At 42.2% G+C, this 15,952-nt stretch carries 15 protein-coding genes; 4 read left to right on the top strand and 11 right to left on the bottom strand.

From position 1 onward, the window contains the following. Positions 1-171: 171 nt before the first annotated feature. Together speB and speE are read right to left on the bottom strand one after the other, a co-directional pair. Positions 172-1,044: an agmatinase gene (speB, locus tag KP78_RS05500; protein WP_041086932.1), complete on the bottom strand. Its 873-nt coding sequence runs from the start codon at positions 1,042-1,044 to the stop codon at positions 172-174. Positions 1,045-1,057: 13 nt separating this feature from the next. Next, positions 1,058-1,888: a polyamine aminopropyltransferase gene (speE, locus tag KP78_RS05495; protein ID WP_041086931.1), complete on the bottom strand. Its 831-nt coding sequence runs from the start codon at positions 1,886-1,888 to the stop codon at positions 1,058-1,060. Between the two features lie 316 nt (positions 1,889-2,204). Between speE and KP78_RS05490 the strand changes: the two genes are divergently transcribed. After that, a complete protein-coding gene (locus tag KP78_RS05490; RefSeq protein WP_052474628.1) occupies positions 2,205-4,274 on the top strand; it encodes a transglycosylase domain-containing protein in 2,070 nt (689 codons plus the stop codon). 298 nt (positions 4,275-4,572) lie between these two features. Here the strand turns inward: KP78_RS05490 and KP78_RS05485 are convergent, their stop codons facing one another. Next, a complete protein-coding gene (locus KP78_RS05485; protein WP_041086930.1) occupies positions 4,573-5,088 on the bottom strand; it encodes a YwhD family protein in 516 nt (171 codons plus the stop codon). 13 nt (positions 5,089-5,101) lie between these two features. Next, positions 5,102-5,758: a site-2 protease family protein gene (locus KP78_RS05480; protein WP_041086929.1), complete on the bottom strand. Its 657-nt coding sequence runs from the start codon at positions 5,756-5,758 to the stop codon at positions 5,102-5,104. Positions 5,759-5,950: 192 nt separating this feature from the next. Here KP78_RS05480 and KP78_RS05475 point away from each other — a divergent pair, with 192 nt between their 5' ends. Further along, positions 5,951-6,139: a 2-hydroxymuconate tautomerase gene (locus KP78_RS05475; RefSeq protein ID WP_041086928.1), complete on the top strand. Its 189-nt coding sequence runs from the start codon at positions 5,951-5,953 to the stop codon at positions 6,137-6,139. A 311-nt stretch (positions 6,140-6,450) separates the two neighbouring features. Beyond that, positions 6,451-7,350 carry a DMT family transporter gene (locus tag KP78_RS05470; RefSeq protein ID WP_041086927.1) on the top strand — a complete coding sequence of 300 codons (900 nt, stop codon included), beginning with the start codon at positions 6,451-6,453 and terminating at the stop codon, positions 7,348-7,350. A gap of 131 nt (positions 7,351-7,481) precedes the next feature. On the opposite strand, the gene KP78_RS05465 is transcribed toward KP78_RS05470, so the two are convergent. The 6 genes from KP78_RS05465 to KP78_RS05440 all read right to left on the bottom strand — a co-directional run bounded on the left by KP78_RS05465 (position 7,482) and on the right by KP78_RS05440 (position 14,008). Next, positions 7,482-9,374, bottom strand: a complete 1,893-nt coding sequence (locus tag KP78_RS05465; protein ID WP_041086926.1) for a PTS fructose transporter subunit IIABC — start codon at positions 9,372-9,374, stop codon at positions 7,482-7,484. 13 nt (positions 9,375-9,387) lie between these two features. Beyond that, positions 9,388-10,302 carry a 1-phosphofructokinase gene (gene pfkB / locus KP78_RS05460; RefSeq protein WP_041086925.1) on the bottom strand — a complete coding sequence of 305 codons (915 nt, stop codon included), beginning with the start codon at positions 10,300-10,302 and terminating at the stop codon, positions 9,388-9,390. Then, positions 10,299-11,051 carry a DeoR/GlpR family DNA-binding transcription regulator gene (locus KP78_RS05455; protein WP_041086924.1) on the bottom strand — a complete coding sequence of 251 codons (753 nt, stop codon included), beginning with the start codon at positions 11,049-11,051 and terminating at the stop codon, positions 10,299-10,301. Before KP78_RS05455 ends, pfkB begins: the two co-directional genes overlap by 4 nt. 170 nt (positions 11,052-11,221) lie before the next feature. Continuing rightward, positions 11,222-11,725, bottom strand: a complete 504-nt coding sequence (locus KP78_RS05450; protein WP_041086923.1) for a YwgA family protein — start codon at positions 11,723-11,725, stop codon at positions 11,222-11,224. Positions 11,726-11,777: 52 nt separating this feature from the next. After that, positions 11,778-13,079 (bottom strand): HD domain-containing protein, encoded by a 1,302-nt coding sequence (locus KP78_RS05445; RefSeq protein ID WP_041086922.1) that lies wholly within the window; start codon positions 13,077-13,079, stop codon positions 11,778-11,780. Between the two features lie 704 nt (positions 13,080-13,783). After that, positions 13,784-14,008 carry a YuzB family protein gene (locus KP78_RS05440; RefSeq protein WP_041086921.1) on the bottom strand — a complete coding sequence of 75 codons (225 nt, stop codon included), beginning with the start codon at positions 14,006-14,008 and terminating at the stop codon, positions 13,784-13,786. 207 nt (positions 14,009-14,215) lie between these two features. Between KP78_RS05440 and KP78_RS05435 the strand changes: the two genes are divergently transcribed. Beyond that, on the top strand, positions 14,216-14,974 hold the full coding sequence (locus tag KP78_RS05435; RefSeq protein WP_041086920.1) for an RsfA family transcriptional regulator: 759 nt from the start codon (positions 14,216-14,218) through the stop codon (positions 14,972-14,974). 43 nt (positions 14,975-15,017) lie between these two features. Here the strand turns inward: KP78_RS05435 and lipL are convergent, their stop codons facing one another. Next, entirely contained in the window at positions 15,018-15,890 is an 873-nt protein-coding gene (gene lipL / locus KP78_RS05430; RefSeq protein WP_327063159.1) for an octanoyl-[GcvH]:protein N-octanoyltransferase, read from the bottom strand. Positions 15,891-15,952 lie beyond the last annotated feature (62 nt).

Genomic DNA, 15,952 nt, shown 5'->3' with positions numbered 1-15,952 from the left:
ATGGATCGTTGCACATACCGTAAATTTCTAACTTTTCTATTATAAAAATCTTTGCGTGAAAATGCAATGTCAGAACAGCCTAGATCAACGAATTTGATCGATGCTTGTCGCTTTTTTACGCAGTATAAATACAAAACAAGTCTGGCCCTGCAGCCAGACTTGTTACATGAATTATTTCACCCAGCCTAAAAGCATTTCACGCATCAGCTTGCTAGCCGTGTTGGCCGTTTGCTCAGATGGATCGTAAATAGGTGCTACTTCTACAAGATCGCCGCCTACTACGTTCACTTCAGATCCTGCAATCGCGTGGATGGCGCCAAGCAATTCTCGTGATGTAATGCCGCCAGCATCCACAGTACCAGTACCAGGAGCATGTGCTGGGTCCAGTACATCAATATCAATCGTGACATACACGGGACGTCCAGCAAGGGTTGGAAGAATTTCTTTTAACGGCTCCAGCACTTCAAATTTCGAGATATGCATACCATTTTCCTTTGCCCATTCAAATTCTTCTTTCATTCCAGAACGAATGCCAAAGGAATAGACGTTTTTCGGTCCAATATGCTCTGCTATTTTTCGAATAGGAGTAGAGTGAGAAAGCGGCTCTCCCTCATATTCTTCTCGCAGGTCCGTATGCGCATCAAAATGAATGATGGCTAAATCCGTGTATTTTTTCGCAACTGCCTTCATGACTGGCCATGAAACAAGATGTTCGCCGCCCATTCCAAGCGGAAATTTCCCGTCAGCCATCAACTGATCGATATAGTCCTCAATGACCTCAATACTTTTTTGCGGATTACCAAACGGAAGCGGAATATCCCCTGCATCAAAGTAGTTCACATCATCAAGATCTCTGTCCAGGTAAGGGCTATACTCCTCAAGACCAATGGATACTTCACGAATACGCGTTGGCCCAAAACGGGATCCTGGACGGTAGCTGACTGTCCAGTCCATCGGCATGCCATAGATAACTGCCTGGCTCTCTTTATAGGAAGGTTTGCTTTTAATAAATACGTTTCCTGAATAAGCTTCATCAAAGCGCATGTTTATTCCTCCCTTACTCTGTTAGATCACGAACAAATTTTGGCAGTACAAATGAAGCGTTATGAAGCTCTTTTGTATAGTACTTCGTGTCAATTTCATGGAAACGCTCTTCCCTTACTTCAAGTGGATCATACTTTTTTGAACCAAGTGTAAACGCCCAAAGACCGCTTGGATATGTTGGGATATTCGCTGTGTAAAGGCGTGTAATCGGGAAGATTTCTTTTACATCAGACATCACCTGACGGATAAGATCCGCTTTGAACCATGGGTTGTCTGATTGTGCAACAAAAATTCCGTCTTCTTTTAGTGCTTTCGAGATTCCGGCATAAAAGCCTTTTGTAAATAGATTAACAGCTGGTCCAACAGGCTCTGTTGAATCCACCATGATCGCATCATATTCATTTTCACTTTCAGCAATATGAAGAAAACCATCGCCAACCTTCACTTCAACACGCGCATCCTCTAAATCACCTGCAATTTCAGGAAGGTATTTTTTTGAGTACTCGATTACTTTTCCATCAATTTCAACAAGCGTTGCTTTTTTAACAGATGGATGCTTTAGCACTTCGCGAATAACACCGCCGTCACCGCCGCCAACAACCAATACGTTTTCTGGTTTTGGGTGCGTAAACAATGGTATATGTGCCACCATTTCATGATAAACAAACTCATCACGCTGAGAAGTCATGACCATGCCGTCCAAGAAGAGCATGTTGCCCCATTCAGCTGTTTCAGCCATATCGAGCTGCTGAAATTCCGTTTTTTCAGTGTGTAGTGTTTTGTTAATTTTCATTGTTATACCAAAGTTCTCAGTTTGTTTTTCAGTAAACCAAAATCCTGCCATGATCATTCTCCTTTTTCTTCGTACTTTATCCTAAAGACATGTGTCCGAAACGTTAATATTGTCCTTAAAAATAGCATTATGTTTTCTTTTCAACTCTACCGCAAAAAAAATGCGCATGAGGAAAAGTATAGAGAAATTCATTAAAAATTCAATAGCTATTTTATGAATCTTGTCGAACATTGTATATTCACTTCTAAAAACAATCAAAACAGACGATCCATACTGATCATTCTAACCTAAAACAATCCTTGATCAAACGTTTAAAAAGCTCCACGCCACCACATACTAGACGTAAACGACAAATGAGGTGTTCTCAGTGGACAGATTGTCAAGACGTAAAAAAAGAAAATGGGGAAAAGTCATGAGATGGAGTCTCCTAGCCTCTGTTGCACTGATAGCACTTTATAGTGTCTTGATGGCAGGAATTTATTTGTATGCAAAAACAACAGGACCTCCTTCTGTAGCTGTTAGTCAATCAACCTTACTTTATTCTGCTGATGATGAACCCATTGGAGAGCGTCATTCAGGAGAAAAAAGATACTGGGAGCCTCTTGAAAATATAGCACCTGACATGATTAACGCCACTCTTGCGATTGAAGATCGGAAGTTTTACGATCATAGCGGGTTTGACTACAAGCGAATAGCAGGGGCAGCGGTTGCTGATATCAAAGCCATGTCCATGGTCCAAGGCGCAAGTACAATTACGCAGCAATATGCACGTAATCTCTTTCTCTCACATGACAAAACATGGACGAGAAAAATAAATGAAGCACTTTATACTGTTCGTCTTGAGTGGAATTATAATAAGGAGACTATTTTAGAAGGCTATTTAAATACAATCTATTATGGGCACGGGGCATATGGTGTAGAAGCTGCCAGCCAGTATTATTTCGGAGTACCAGCAGACAAGCTATCTCTCGCACAAGCTGCATTATTGGCAGGAATCCCTAAATCACCCTCTGGCTATTCGCCCGTTGATCATTTTGTTAGATCCAAAGAACGGCAAGAACTCATTTTAGCATCAATGGTAGAAACGGGAATGATTACACAAGGGGCTGCTGATGAAGCAAAGGATGAACCACTGACCATTATCGGACAGCATCCTCACACGGCAAGAGGGATCGCTCCTTACTTCCAGGATGCCGTTTGGGCAGAGCTTGAAAATGAAATTGGAATTGAACCCCACTATTTAAAATACGGCGGCCTAAAAATCTACACAACACTGGACATGGAAAAGCAGACAATCGCAGAGGAAGTCGTACAGGAGGCTGTACCCAAAGATTCAGAAATTGAGATCGCAATGACCGCCATGGACCCAAATACTGGATATGTAGAAGCATTAATTGGCGGTAGAAATTATGACAACAGTCCGTTTAACCGTATGACACAAGCAAAGAGGCAGCCCGGATCAACGATAAAGCCCCTGCTTTATACAGCAGCGCTTGAGCATGGATTCACGCCAGCTACCACCATGCGCAGTGAACCTACTACCTTTACATTTGATGAAGGGCGAGGGGAATATTCTCCTCAAAATTTTAATCACAAATATGCCAATGATGCGATTACGCTTGCACAGGCAATTGCGATTTCAGATAATATTTACGCCGTAAAAACCCATTTATTTTTAGGTGAGGATGTTTTGAATCAAATTAGGAAACGATTTGGCCTGCACACACCCATCGAGGATGTGCCATCCGCTGCGCTCGGGACATCGGAGGTTGTGCCCATCGAAATGATCAACGCCTATAATATTTTCGCAAATGGCGGCAATCAGACGAAGCCTGTATTTGTAAGAAAGGTTGAAACAGCGGATGGCACGGTGATTTATGAACATAAAAATAAGCAAAAGGAAGTCATTAATTCCAAAATTGCCTTTATCATGGCCCATATGCTGACAGGGACATTTGATCCTGCATTAAATGATTATTCCACGGTTACAGGAATTACATTACTACAGGAAAAAACAAGGGAGTACGCTGCAAAATCAGGTACGACCAATACAGATCAATGGATGATCGGGTTTTCCCCTTCTCTTAACGCAGGCATTTGGACAGGCTATGATGAGGGAAAAGAAATTACATTAAATGACGATAAAGCGGTTGCCAAAACAGTGTGGATTCGATTTATGGAGCGGGCACTTAAAGGATTGAAGAAGGAGTATTTTGTTCCTCCGAAAGGCGTTATAGCGGTTGATATGGATCCACATAGCGGGTTATTAGCTTCAGAGCAATGCGGAAGCCCTCGCTCCGCTTATTTCCTAGACCGTACAGAGCCGCTCGAAGCATGCTCAAGCGAGGCAGATACGACTCCTCCAGGAGAACCAGTGATGACACCTGCGGATACACCAGAACCCCCGGAGCACATATGGCTGGAGGATTTGTTGTGAGTAATTTGATTTAAGCTTGGAGCAAATGAGCGAGCGCCTTCCGCTTTTCTTGGTCTTATTTCGGTGACGGCTTGTAAATGTTCTCTGCCTGCAAAATTAGGGCGTGAACGAGCGGCCTGCGCTGTTCTATATAAAAAACCTCGAGGTGTGCGACCTCGAGGTTTTTTTGTCCTAGCTACTATTTATGCAGCTTTATTGTTAGTGTACTCCGTTTCCCCTTTGAGAGCAATAATGGAAAAGCTTTTTTACGGAAAACGTCACAATTTGTTCACGGAATTCCCAGTCTTCAGGAATTGCTTTATTTTTGAACTTCTAACGCTTCGTGAAGCAATAATTCTGAATTCTTCCACATATCCGCATTGTGGTTTTTAAGGAATGCAGCCAGGATTTCTTTTGACCTGTCATCCATCTTTTCGACCACGATTTTTCGTTTCATTGATTTGTCCATTAAATTCACGTGCTCAGGCAGCAGCTTATAGCCTCGTCGTTTTTCACGATTAACGACCATTTCACATGCAGTAACTCCCGCATAATAAGGTCCTTGTGCTTTACGGTCAATTGTGACCCAAACGAGCCAGTATGGTTTGCCGCCTTCAGAGTCCTCACGATTTGTTGTGAATTTAATCCCTTTTTCTACCTTGCTTCGAGCATGCATAGCCCCAATATCGACTTCTGCTTCTCCCTCTTCCACATCAATAATAACAGGAGAAACGTTATCTAAACTTAAGGCGCCAACACCATATCCTCCGTGTCCATCAGTAGGATCGCTTTTAATAATATTAAATCCTATATTTTTTTTCTTATTTTCACTCATAAAAGACACTCCCTTATCCATTTAATCCAAATAATAATCCAAAGAACTTTCCAAATGTATGCTGAATAGCTGGAATCATCGTGCCAAACAGCGGCGAAATCGTGTATTGACTAAGCGGCGTTATGGCGATGATGAGAAAGATGATTCCGCCATACGGTTCATATTGAGTCAGCTTAGGCCTCACATTGTTTGGTACAAGATCAGCAATAATTCGATAGCCGTCAAGCGGAGGAAGCGGAATTAAATTAAATATAAACAACAGGATATTTAAATATACCATCGTATTTAATAAACCAATGGCAAATGGCGGCAGTTCTACCCCGCCGATCACCAATCCCATATACAGGCCTTGAGCAATAAAAGCAAGCACCAAATTGGTTAGCGGGCCTGCAATCGATACAAGCACCCCTGCTAATCTCGGCCGTTTAAAATAAAAACGATTAACCGGTACCGGTCTTGCCCAGCCGAAGCCAATGATAAGAATCAAAATCGTTCCAATCGGGTCCAGATGTTTTATCGGGTTAAAGGTTAACCTTCCCTGATTTTTTGCGGTCGGGTCTCCAAATTTATATGCAACATATGCGTGGGCATATTCGTGAAGCGTAAATGCAATTATTAGTGTAAAAGCAATATACACAAGCTGTTCCGGATTACTAAAAAGCGAAAACATACGGCCTCGCCTTCCTCTCTGACCTCAATTGAAGATAAGACCTGCTGCACCAAACTGCACGATTTTTCAGACTAAACACTTTGTGTTTGCTGCATAGTCGTTTAAACTGAAAGAGCAGACTGTTCTTGAAACGATTGTACCATATTATCGCTTCACAGCACGATGCTTAACCACCTTGAAAGGAGAATGAATATGCCATACGTAACAGTAAAAATGCTTGAAGGACGTTCTGAAGACCAAAAGAAAGCCCTCGTCGAAAAAGTGACAGATGCTGTTGTCGAAACGACAGGCGCACCAGCAGATAAAGTGGTTGTTTTCATCGAAGAGATGAGCAAAAACCACTACGGCGTTGCCGGCAAGCGTTTAAGCGACCAAGAATAGTGTGGACGGCTATGTTCATTATTTTGTGATCAATTAGCGACATAATGAACATAGCCCATGCTAACACCTGATATTTTATGAGTTACCTGTGCGTTATTATGCTCTACTATTGATTTCCTTTAACAATAACCCTTAATCTATTTATCCCGCCTTCGTTTACCTCATTTCCTAATTATAGAAATACAGCCTACACTTATAATCATCCTATCTTTTATCGCCTTACAGTGTTGAATGCCTTTTGCTCATTTGTTATAGTTAGTTCATTATCTTTCAGCAATATTCTGTAAGTTGCGACAAGGAGCGTTATACCAATGAAAAAATATCAGACTTTCGCCTTTCTCTTTTTGGCCACCTTGTTTTGGGCCGGTAATTATACGTTTGGAAAATATGTAGTAGAAGAAATGACGCCCCTGCAAATAACCTTTTCAAGATGGCTTATAGCCGTTTTTTTATTGTTTCCGATTGCTCATTTCATTGAGCGTCCGGATTGGAAGAAGGTTTGGAAAGAGTGGAAGGTTCTTACGGTAATGACGCTTTTGGGGATTATTGCGTATAACTTCTTTTTATATCAAGCGCTGCAATTCACTACTCCTGTAAATGCTGCACTGGTCAATTCGATTAATCCTGGTTTAATTGTCCTTTTATCCGCCTTTCTTCTAAAGGAAAAAATTACAGGATCCACTATGATTGGACTTCTGATTTCATTGTTCGGTGTTCTGCTTGTATTGACAAAAGGACAGCTGCAGCAGGTGTTTTTAATGGATTACAATCAAGGTGATCTTCTGATGCTTTTAGCCATTTTGGTTTGGGCTTTTTATTCGATCATGGGTCGAAGAATGCAGAGCATTCCACCGATTGCAGCATTATCGGTCTCTGTATTAATTGGCTTAATTATACTTCTTCCTTTTGCTATTTTATCGGGCAATCCGTTTCCTGTTAGCAGACAGGCCACCCTTGGAATATTGTATATGGGAATTTTCCCTTCTGTTTTATCCTTTATTTTCTGGAATTCCTCCCTTCGTCAAATTGGTGCCGGCAGCGCGGGAGTTTATTTAAATTTAATTACTGTTTTCACAGCCGTTCTGAGCCTGCTTTTAGGAGAGGTTATTACAACCGTGCAGGTTCTTGGAGGCTTACTTGTTTTTACAGGTGTTTATATAACCAGTCAAAAACGGATTGCGCTTAAAAGTTTGCTATCTAAAAGCAGCTGATCCCTTGAATAAAGAGAAAATTCGGCTGATAATCGAAATGCTTATTGATGCTTGCCCATAAATTTAATTAAAAGCAAAAAAAGCCTCCTTTTCATCAATAGAAAAGGAGGCTTTTTTTTACTATTTTTTCTTTACACTTTTGCAACCGGCTTTTTCAATAGTCCAACCATTATCGCGGTTACGACTGTACCAACAGCAATGGCAAGTGTGTATAAAAGAATGCTTAGTACGCCGCCTTCAAGTGTTGCGAAGACGAAAATTCCTCCGTGAGGAGCCCGAAGTGCAAGATCAAACCATAGCGTTAGTCCCCCTGCAATGGCAGAACCAGTAATAACAGATGGAATCACTCGTAATGGATCACTTGCTGCAAATGGAATGGCTCCTTCAGTAATGAAGAACGCTCCCAAAAAGTAAGCAGAAAAACCAGCTTTTCGTTCTTGATCTGTAAACTTTCTTTTAAATAATGTTGTAGCCAAGGCCAGTCCAAGAGGCGGAACCATCCCGCCAGCCATAACGGCAGCTTGAGGTCCAAACTGTCCTGATGCAGCTAATCCAAGGGCAAATGCATACGCCGCTTTGTTAACCGGTCCACCCATATCGACAGCCATCATTCCACCTAAGACAATTCCCAAAATCGCTAAATTTGCTGTACCTAACCCATCCAGCCAGCTCGTAATTCCTTCATTTATCGCGCTGAGAGGACTTACTGCAAAGTACATAATAAACCCTGTAAGGAAAATCCCCAATAACGGATAAATTAACACAGGCTTTAACCCATCCAAAATAGCAGGCAGGTTTTTAAAGAGTTTCTTTAATCCAAGAACAATGTAACCCGCTACAAACCCGGCGATTATACCACCTAAAAATCCTCCGCCGCCCGTTGCGGCCATTAATCCGCCGACCATACCTGGCGCAAAACCTGGACGATCAGCAATACTCATGGCGATGAATGCTGCAAGAACCGGAACAATAAGGAAAAATGCGTTGGCGCCTCCGATTGTTCTTAATATCTCACCAAATGGTGTTAACGTTCCTGCGATCTGATCCTCAAAAGCAAATGATGCAGCAATTAAGATTCCTCCACCAACGATAAATGGAAGCATATTGGACACACCGCTCATTAGGTGCTTGTAAACGCCTGAGCGGCCCTTTGCTGAATCAGCGTTGTCACTTGCATCCCTTGATGCGCCTGATCCTTTGTACACAGGAGCATCCTGACGCTGCGCTCGTTCAATGAGCTGCTGCGGTCTGCGAATGCCGTCGGTAACACCCACTTCGATTAAATGCTTTCCTTTAAAGCGCTCCATATCTACCTTTGTATCTGCAGCCACAATGATCGCGACAGCGTTCTCAATTTCACCAGCTGTCAAAATGTTTTTTGCTCCATCAGAACCATTTGTTTCTACCTTTATATCAACATTCATTTCTTTTGCTTTATTTTTCAACGCATCTGCTGCCATATACGTATGGGCAATCCCTGTCGGACAAGCCGTAACCGCCAAAATTTTCCCTTTAGGAGCAGCTTCAGCCTGTGCTGCCTGCTCTTCACGTGCATCCTCACGCTCTTTTTCTTCTTCATGGTGAGAAATGATGGCGATCACTTCTTCAGTTGAAGAGGCCTCAAGCAAGCCTTTTCTTACTTCATCTTTTAAGAGTAAAACGGATAAACGGCTTAGTGCCTGCAAATGCGTGTCGTTTGCTCCAGCTGTAGCTGCAATCATAAAGACAAGGTGAGCCGGCTGACCGTCAAGTGATTCATAGTCAATGCCGGCCTTTGAACGACCAAATGCAATAGCCGGTTCTTTTACCGCTTCCGTTTTGGCGTGAGGAATGGCAATCCCTTCTCCAATACCGGTTGTTGTTTGGTCTTCCCGTGCCTGGATGGCTTTTCGAAATTCAGAGCGATTATTCAGCTTCCCTGCTTGATCCAGTATTGCGACCATCTCTTCAATCGTTCCTGCCTTATCCGTTGATTGGAGTTCAAGATTCATTGTCGCTTTAGTTAGTAAATCAGTAATTTTCATAAAAAACCCTCCTTTAAACTAGTTTTTGTATACGTACATGCGGCTTTAGCAGTTCAACCTCTTCACTTGTCGCCAACCCTTCTGAAAAAGCAGTAGCAGATCCAGTTGCGACACTAAGTCGAAAGGATTCTTCCAAAGAATATCCTTTCGTTCGGCCTGCAAGAAAACCAGCAACAGATGAATCCCCCGCGCCAACACTATTTCTTACCGTACCTTTTGGAACCTGAGCCTGGAGCGTTTCTTCTTTTGTCAGTAAAACGGCCCCCTTTTCTGCCATGGACACCATAATATGCTGAATATCGTAGTTTAGCAGTTTCTTGCCGTAGATAATTGCCTCTTCTACCGTGTCGATCTCAACGCCAAAATATTCACCAAGCTCATGATGATTTGGTTTAATCAAGTAGAGAGGGTTTGAAAGTGCTGGCTCTAATAATGATTTTTCCGCATCAATGACAACCTTCATGCCCCTCGCTGCAGCATTTTCTGCTAATGTTCCATATAAGGTTGAAGGCACGGATGAAGGAATACTGCCAGCAAGCACCAGCACATCACCTTCGCCATATTGCTCCAATTGCTTAAGCAGTGAGGTTAAGTGGGCTGTTGAAATGGTTGGACCAGCTGCATTTATTTCTGTTTCTTCTCCCGTTTTCAGCTTAATATTGACCCTTGTCGGTTCATCCACTTCAACAAAATTCGCTTTAATCCCTTTTACAGCAAGTGACTGTTTAATAAATCCTCCACTGAACCCGCCAATAAAACCAGTTGCAGCACTATCCACCTGAAGCTCATGCAATACCTGTGAAACGTTTATCCCTTTGCCTCCTGCAAAATAGGATGCGTCATTCGTACGGTTTAGTGACCCAACGTGCAATGAATCCAAACGGACAACATAGTCAACAGATGGGTTTAAGGTCACGGTGACGATCATATTGTTACCACCTTTACTCTTGTTTGTTTTGTATAGCGGGATGCTGTTTCCGCTTCTAATTCATTTGTAATGAGAGCCGCTTCCTTAATGTCACCAAACTTAGCAAATGCAATCTCTCCTACCTTGCTATCGTCCGCCAGTACAAACGTCTCTCTGGATAGTGAAATCGCAAGCTCTTTCACCTGTGCTTCCTCCGGGTCTGGTGTTGTATAGCCAAACTCTGAATGAACACCATTGGTCCCCATAAATGCTTTATCAAATCGGTAATCTCTCATTGACTCCAGAGCTCCGCGTCCTATCATGGCATTTGTTTTCGGCTTAACAAAACCACCGATTAAGTAGGTTTTAAAACCTCTTTCAAGCAATGCCTTCACATGCATCAATCCATTGGTTACGACGACAATTTCCTTTTCCGGCAGGAATGGGATCATATGCTGTGTTGTTGTTCCTGCATCGATAAAAATGCAGTCGCCTTCTTCTACTTGTGATGAAGCATATTGCGCAATTCTCTGCTTTTCTTGAAGGCTTTTGGATGTTTTTTCAGAGACGCTCAGTTCTTGAAGTTTTCCTTTAAGAAGCTTCGCTCCCCCGTGCACCCGCTTGATGTATTTCTTTTTTTCAAGCTCCGTCAAATCCCTTCGAATAGTGGATTCTGAGGAACCTGTGACCTCCACAAGCTCTTGAATCTTAACAATATCCTGCTGTTTCACCCGTTCCAGAATGAGACCGTATCGTTCATCTGTCAGCATATAAACTGCCTCCATTTCAATTCCTTGCTTTTAGTATAAAGATAACGCTTCCAAAAATCAATCAAAAGTTTTCAAATTCATTCAAAATCGATCAATTTTTATTTCAAAAGCAGTTGATCAATAAAAAAGATCACGATGCGTCTCAAATCTGCATCGTGATCGCTCGCTTACTATGAAAAAGTTTTTAAATGCTCGATATAGCTAAAAGCTTCATTGATTTCTTCAGCGGTATATTTTTGTTTGCTTTTCACAATATGAATCTTATCCACAAGGGCTTCTCGTTCAAGCCCTTCGAAATAGAGCACCGTCGATACAAGCTCTAAAAAACGTGAGGATTGAGTATTTAAATCGCAGAGACAGGATTCAAGATTTCGCATTACACTCACTTGCTGAGCGTCGAGAAATGCTTGTCCTTCTTCCGTCATTCCATAACGGTATTGTATATACCCACTTTTCTTCTCTTTCTGCTCAGTAAGAAAGCCCATATTACAAAGCTCCTCCACTCGCAGCGTAAGCTCCTCAGAGTATGGGCCAAAAAAATGAAATTGATATTTTTCGTGAAAAGGGAATGATAGCTTTTTAGCAATGTAGATCATCTTCTGCAGTTTTTTTCGTCCTATTATTTCTCCGGAAGCGAAAAATGCCTGCATGAGCCTTACATGATCTTTCATCATGGAAATTCACCTCCTTTTACATCTCTAGCTGTCAAACTTTACAGCAATCATTCTATTCGATTCCTAATATTTCTCTTATCTGCTTCTTAACTGCTCGCTTTGAGGAGTTATCTAAGATGAAATCTTTTGGATAATATAGCTTATGGTCTGTCCTGCGCTTACCGGAAATTGCGTCAACAATATCTGACTGCCTTGAAAGCTCTCGCAGCTCTCCGCTAGGCAGCAGCAAATGAATCGGCACTCTCTCTTCTTCCTCTCCAGGACGATAAAAATCGTACGGAAGATCAGAAGAGGAATCAACGACCAAATAGTATTCGGGATCAAGCCCTGCTTTTTTAAAGAGCTTTTCAAGCTCCTGCAGCTTTTTATATTCTTTCGAAGGATCAAATTCTACATATTTATATAGGTTTCGATTCATAAATCGCCGGCAAAGATCCCGTAAAATCGGATCCTTTTCATCCTCCCACATTTGGAAATAATACATGATCACAGACTCATCCAGCTTAAGATAGTCTTGCAATGTTACATTTCCCTTAAACATGGACAAGAAATGGTAAGGCTCGTAAGCAAAAAAATACGCCTGTTCACTTAATTCCTTAGCCCTGTGAAGTATTTTGGTCAAAATGACTTCAGCACTTCTTGTCACAGGGTGGAAATAAACTTGCCAGTACATTTGATAACGGCTCATAATATAATCTTCCACTGCGTGCATTCCACTGTGCTTGATGACAACCTGATCATCAAGCGGACGCATAACGCGTAAAATTCGCTCCATGTCAAAATGACCGTAGCTAACCCCTGTAAAATAGGCATCTCGCTGCAAATAATCCATTCGATCCGCGTCAATTTGACTTGATATTAAGCTAATAACCTGCTTATTTTCATAGGTTTTCGCAATCACATCGGCCACTTTTTGAGGGAAATCATCCGACACACGGGTAAGCACCTTGTTTACCTCTGTTTCTCCTAAAATGATGGCTTGTGTAAAGGCTTCGTGGTCCAAATCAAACACCTTTTCAAATGAATGAGAGAAAGGGCCATGTCCTAAATCATGTAAAAGTGCTGCACAAAGTGACAGCAAGCGCTCATTTTGATCCCATTCAGGCCGTCCTGCAAACACGTCATCCACAATACGGCGAATAATCTCATAGACACCAAGAGAGTGATTAAGCCGGCTGTGCTCTGCACCATGAAAAGTAAGATACGTAGTTCCCAGCTGCCGAATTCTTCTCAATCGCTGAAATTCTCGCGTTCCAATCAGGTCCCAGATTACTCGATCGCGTACATGAATATATCGATGAACCGGATCCTTGAATACTTTTTCTTCATATAGTTTCTCTGTGGAATACGTCATCATCTTCCCTCTTCCCGAAAGATATATTTTTATTATAACGACATTTTTTTATTGAAACACCACTTGACATGGCACGAAATGACAAATTTCTACAATAACCCTTGCTATCTCAAGAATTGAGACAGGATATTTTTTATTTTAAATGCTATCGGCGCGGATAAGTGAGGCTCCTGTGGAAAAAGCAAGTCAAAGGGAGACCCCAAAGGCGTATAGCGCCGAGGAGCTTCGGACCGCCCACGGAAAGCGAGCGCCTGAAGCGGAAATCAACAAGCTAGTTTAACAGAGACATTTTAAAAAGCGAAACACATTTCTAGTATAAATCGCAGTCGAGCTTTGGCTCATAACTATGTAATGAAGGCCCATAATTTTTGATTTCTATCGTCTTTAAAACAAATAGACAGTCATTCATTCGTCTTTCCAACTGAAATAATTTACCCTTACTTGGATGAGGTTTCCTCTCATTATCTGATTCAAAAGATGACATTCTGCTTCAGGATGCAATTTTACTTCTTAATTTTAAGCTGAATCTCATGTTTCCCGCTTGGCATATGCACTAGATCATGATAAAAAAGGCTAGCAAACCTTACGCATCATGATAGCTACCGATCCATTCTTTATGGATGGTTATGAATGCGTAAGGTGCTAGACCTTAAGCTTATTTTCTCGCAAAACGTTTTCTAGTAAATCAACCACGTCTTCGAGCTTTATTTCTTTAATTTAGCGTGAACTTTATCCATAAGCTCTTCTTCTGTCAATGCCGCGACAGGGCGATTATTGACAAAGGTAAACGTCTTTTTACGGCCTGGACCGCAATATGATTGGCAACCAATATCAAATGAAGCGTCAGGATCGATTTCCTTCAGCTTTGGAATCAATGTCTTTATATTGACGGCTTGACAATCATCGCAAACTCGGAATTCGTTTGCCATCTGTCGACAACCTTTCTTTGTGAGTCTCTTTTATTCACTATCAGTCATTGTACCGATTTGAAGACTTCTTTTCAAGGTCTATAACCCAATTGTTCCGTTGTTTTACTTTTAAGAACCTGTGTGATGTATGAAATCTTTTTTTCCAGGTGAAACTGAAGGTATGGATACTCGTCCAAATGAAAGATTAATGGAACAGGAGTGAATAGAATGAAACAACGACAAGATGCTTGGATGGAAGAAGATGACTTGATGCTTGCTGATACGGTGCTTCGTCACGTTAGAGAAGGCAGCACACAGCTTAACGCATTTGAGGAAGTCGGAGATAAACTAAACCGCACTTCAGCTGCTTGCGGATTTCGCTGGAATGCAGTTGTCCGCCAGCAATATGAAAAAGCACTTGATCTAGCAAAAAAGCAACGCAAGCAGCGTTATCGTCTGCTTGGAAAAGAACAAGGCGGAAAGAAGAAAATACTTTACCAGCCGCCAATGCCTACAATTGATGATTTAACCACTGCAGACCTGCCTTTTTCAGAGGAACCCATTTCTTCTGAAGCAGCAAAAGTAAGCTACCAGGCTGAAATAGCACAGGAAACGGCGCCAATCGTGGAATCTATCCGCCAGGCACCGGTTTCATTACGCCAAGCACCACTTTCTTCTTTGTCGCTTGAGGTAGTGATTGCTTATCTGCAGCAGCTAGGGCAAGCCCGTGGTCAGGATGAGCGGGCAAAATGGGAGCTTGAACGTGTTTTGGGTGAGAATCGCGTATTAAGAGAGCAGTGCGCTATGTTAGAAGAAAAAGTGACTAGACTTGAAGAACAAGAAGGCACCATGCAAGAGGATTATGAAACGCTGATGAAAATCATGAACCGTGCAAGAAAGTTAATTCTCTTTGACGATGAGGATATACCATCCAATACGTTTAAAATGGATCGAAACGGCAATCTCGAAAAAATAGTAGAAAACTAAAAAGGTCTGCCCGCACAGGTTTCATACTGTCTGGGCAGACCTTTTATTCTATTAATGCTTTTGTGTTGCGGTCCATTACACGAGTTAAATAGGCATCATAGAGCAGTTGTTCCTCCGCATTTAACTGACCGGCTTGAATGCTACCACTAATTGATTTAAGGGATTGCATAAAGCGCAGCATGCCATCCTGAACAGTCAGCTTCACGCCAAGAAGCTCCGATAATGAAGCCATCACGGTTGGCTGAATTTCAGGATAAGCAAATTTAGTTTTTTCTCCCTTTACCGCCTGCTCATAAAAATGCTGAATCAATTCCGCTCTTTTCGCCCCGCTTCCAGACAAACATAAATAAATCTGTACGGCTACCCCGCCCCTGATTCGGCGCTGTGAAATGCCGGCAAATTTCTGTCCGCCAATGCTAAGATCATAGCTTCCCGGACAATAAGAGCCGGCTACTTCATACGCTTCAATTTTCGCATCAAAATCCGAAAACATGGTGCGGATCAGTTCGACCATCGCCTCATAGCCGCGGTTAATATCAATCCCTTTTTCATTTTCAGCGAAAATTAATGATAAATTAAGTACACCGTTATCCAGCACAACGGCAAGCCCGCCAGAATTTCTTACAATAGAGCGAAAGCCCGCTTTTTCAAGAACAGCTATTCCATCATGTAAAAAAGGTGTGCGTGTATCTTGTATACCAAGCACCACGGTATCATGATGCACCCATGCACGAGCCGTGGCAGGAGCATCTCCTGAACCAACCGATGTGCATAACGTATCATCCATTGCAAACGACTTTAGGCCCTCAAACATCGGACCAAAGCTGGACTGGTCAATAATCCGCCAGATTGGCTGTCTCAGCAGCCCCAACGCTTTCTCTTGCTCCATTTCAACCGTATCTCCTCTGCCATTCATATTGACGAAATTATACCATAGAACGCTTTTGTTCGCTGAAGGGGTCTGACCCCTTTAGCGAA

Source organism: Jeotgalibacillus soli, from assembly GCF_000829435.1.
GTDB classification, from domain to species: Bacteria; Bacillota; Bacilli; order Bacillales; family Jeotgalibacillaceae; genus Jeotgalibacillus; species Jeotgalibacillus soli.
Note: the sequence above shows the minus strand (reverse complement) of the source record. Positions and strands in the feature narration are given on the sequence as shown.

Bases quoted from the DNA above. Each gene is read 5' to 3' on its own strand.
- speE (WP_041086931.1), bottom strand. From the start codon at position 1,888: ATGGCAGGATTTTGGTTTACTGAAAAACAAACTGAGAACTTTGGTATA.
- KP78_RS05470 (WP_041086927.1), top strand. From the start codon at position 6,451: ATGAAAAAATATCAGACTTTCGCCTTTCTCTTTTTGGCCACCTTGTTT.
- KP78_RS05455 (WP_041086924.1), bottom strand. From the start codon at position 11,051: ATGCTGACAGATGAACGATACGGTCTCATTCTGGAACGGGTGAAACAG.
- pfkB (WP_041086925.1), bottom strand. From the start codon at position 10,302: ATGATCGTCACCGTGACCTTAAACCCATCTGTTGACTATGTTGTCCGT.
- KP78_RS05465 (WP_041086926.1), bottom strand. From the start codon at position 9,374: ATGAAAATTACTGATTTACTAACTAAAGCGACAATGAATCTTGAACTC.
- speB (WP_041086932.1), bottom strand. From the start codon at position 1,044: ATGCGCTTTGATGAAGCTTATTCAGGAAACGTATTTATTAAAAGCAAA.
- KP78_RS05480 (WP_041086929.1), bottom strand. From the start codon at position 5,758: ATGTTTTCGCTTTTTAGTAATCCGGAACAGCTTGTGTATATTGCTTTT.
- KP78_RS05450 (WP_041086923.1), bottom strand. From the start codon at position 11,725: ATGATGAAAGATCATGTAAGGCTCATGCAGGCATTTTTCGCTTCCGGA.
- KP78_RS05445 (WP_041086922.1), bottom strand. From the start codon at position 13,079: ATGACGTATTCCACAGAGAAACTATATGAAGAAAAAGTATTCAAGGAT.
- KP78_RS05435 (WP_041086920.1), top strand. From the start codon at position 14,216: ATGAAACAACGACAAGATGCTTGGATGGAAGAAGATGACTTGATGCTT.
- KP78_RS05475 (WP_041086928.1), top strand. From the start codon at position 5,951: ATGCCATACGTAACAGTAAAAATGCTTGAAGGACGTTCTGAAGACCAA.
- lipL (WP_327063159.1), bottom strand. From the start codon at position 15,890: ATGAATGGCAGAGGAGATACGGTTGAAATGGAGCAAGAGAAAGCGTTG.
- KP78_RS05440 (WP_041086921.1), bottom strand. From the start codon at position 14,008: ATGGCAAACGAATTCCGAGTTTGCGATGATTGTCAAGCCGTCAATATA.
- KP78_RS05485 (WP_041086930.1), bottom strand. From the start codon at position 5,088: ATGAGTGAAAATAAGAAAAAAAATATAGGATTTAATATTATTAAAAGC.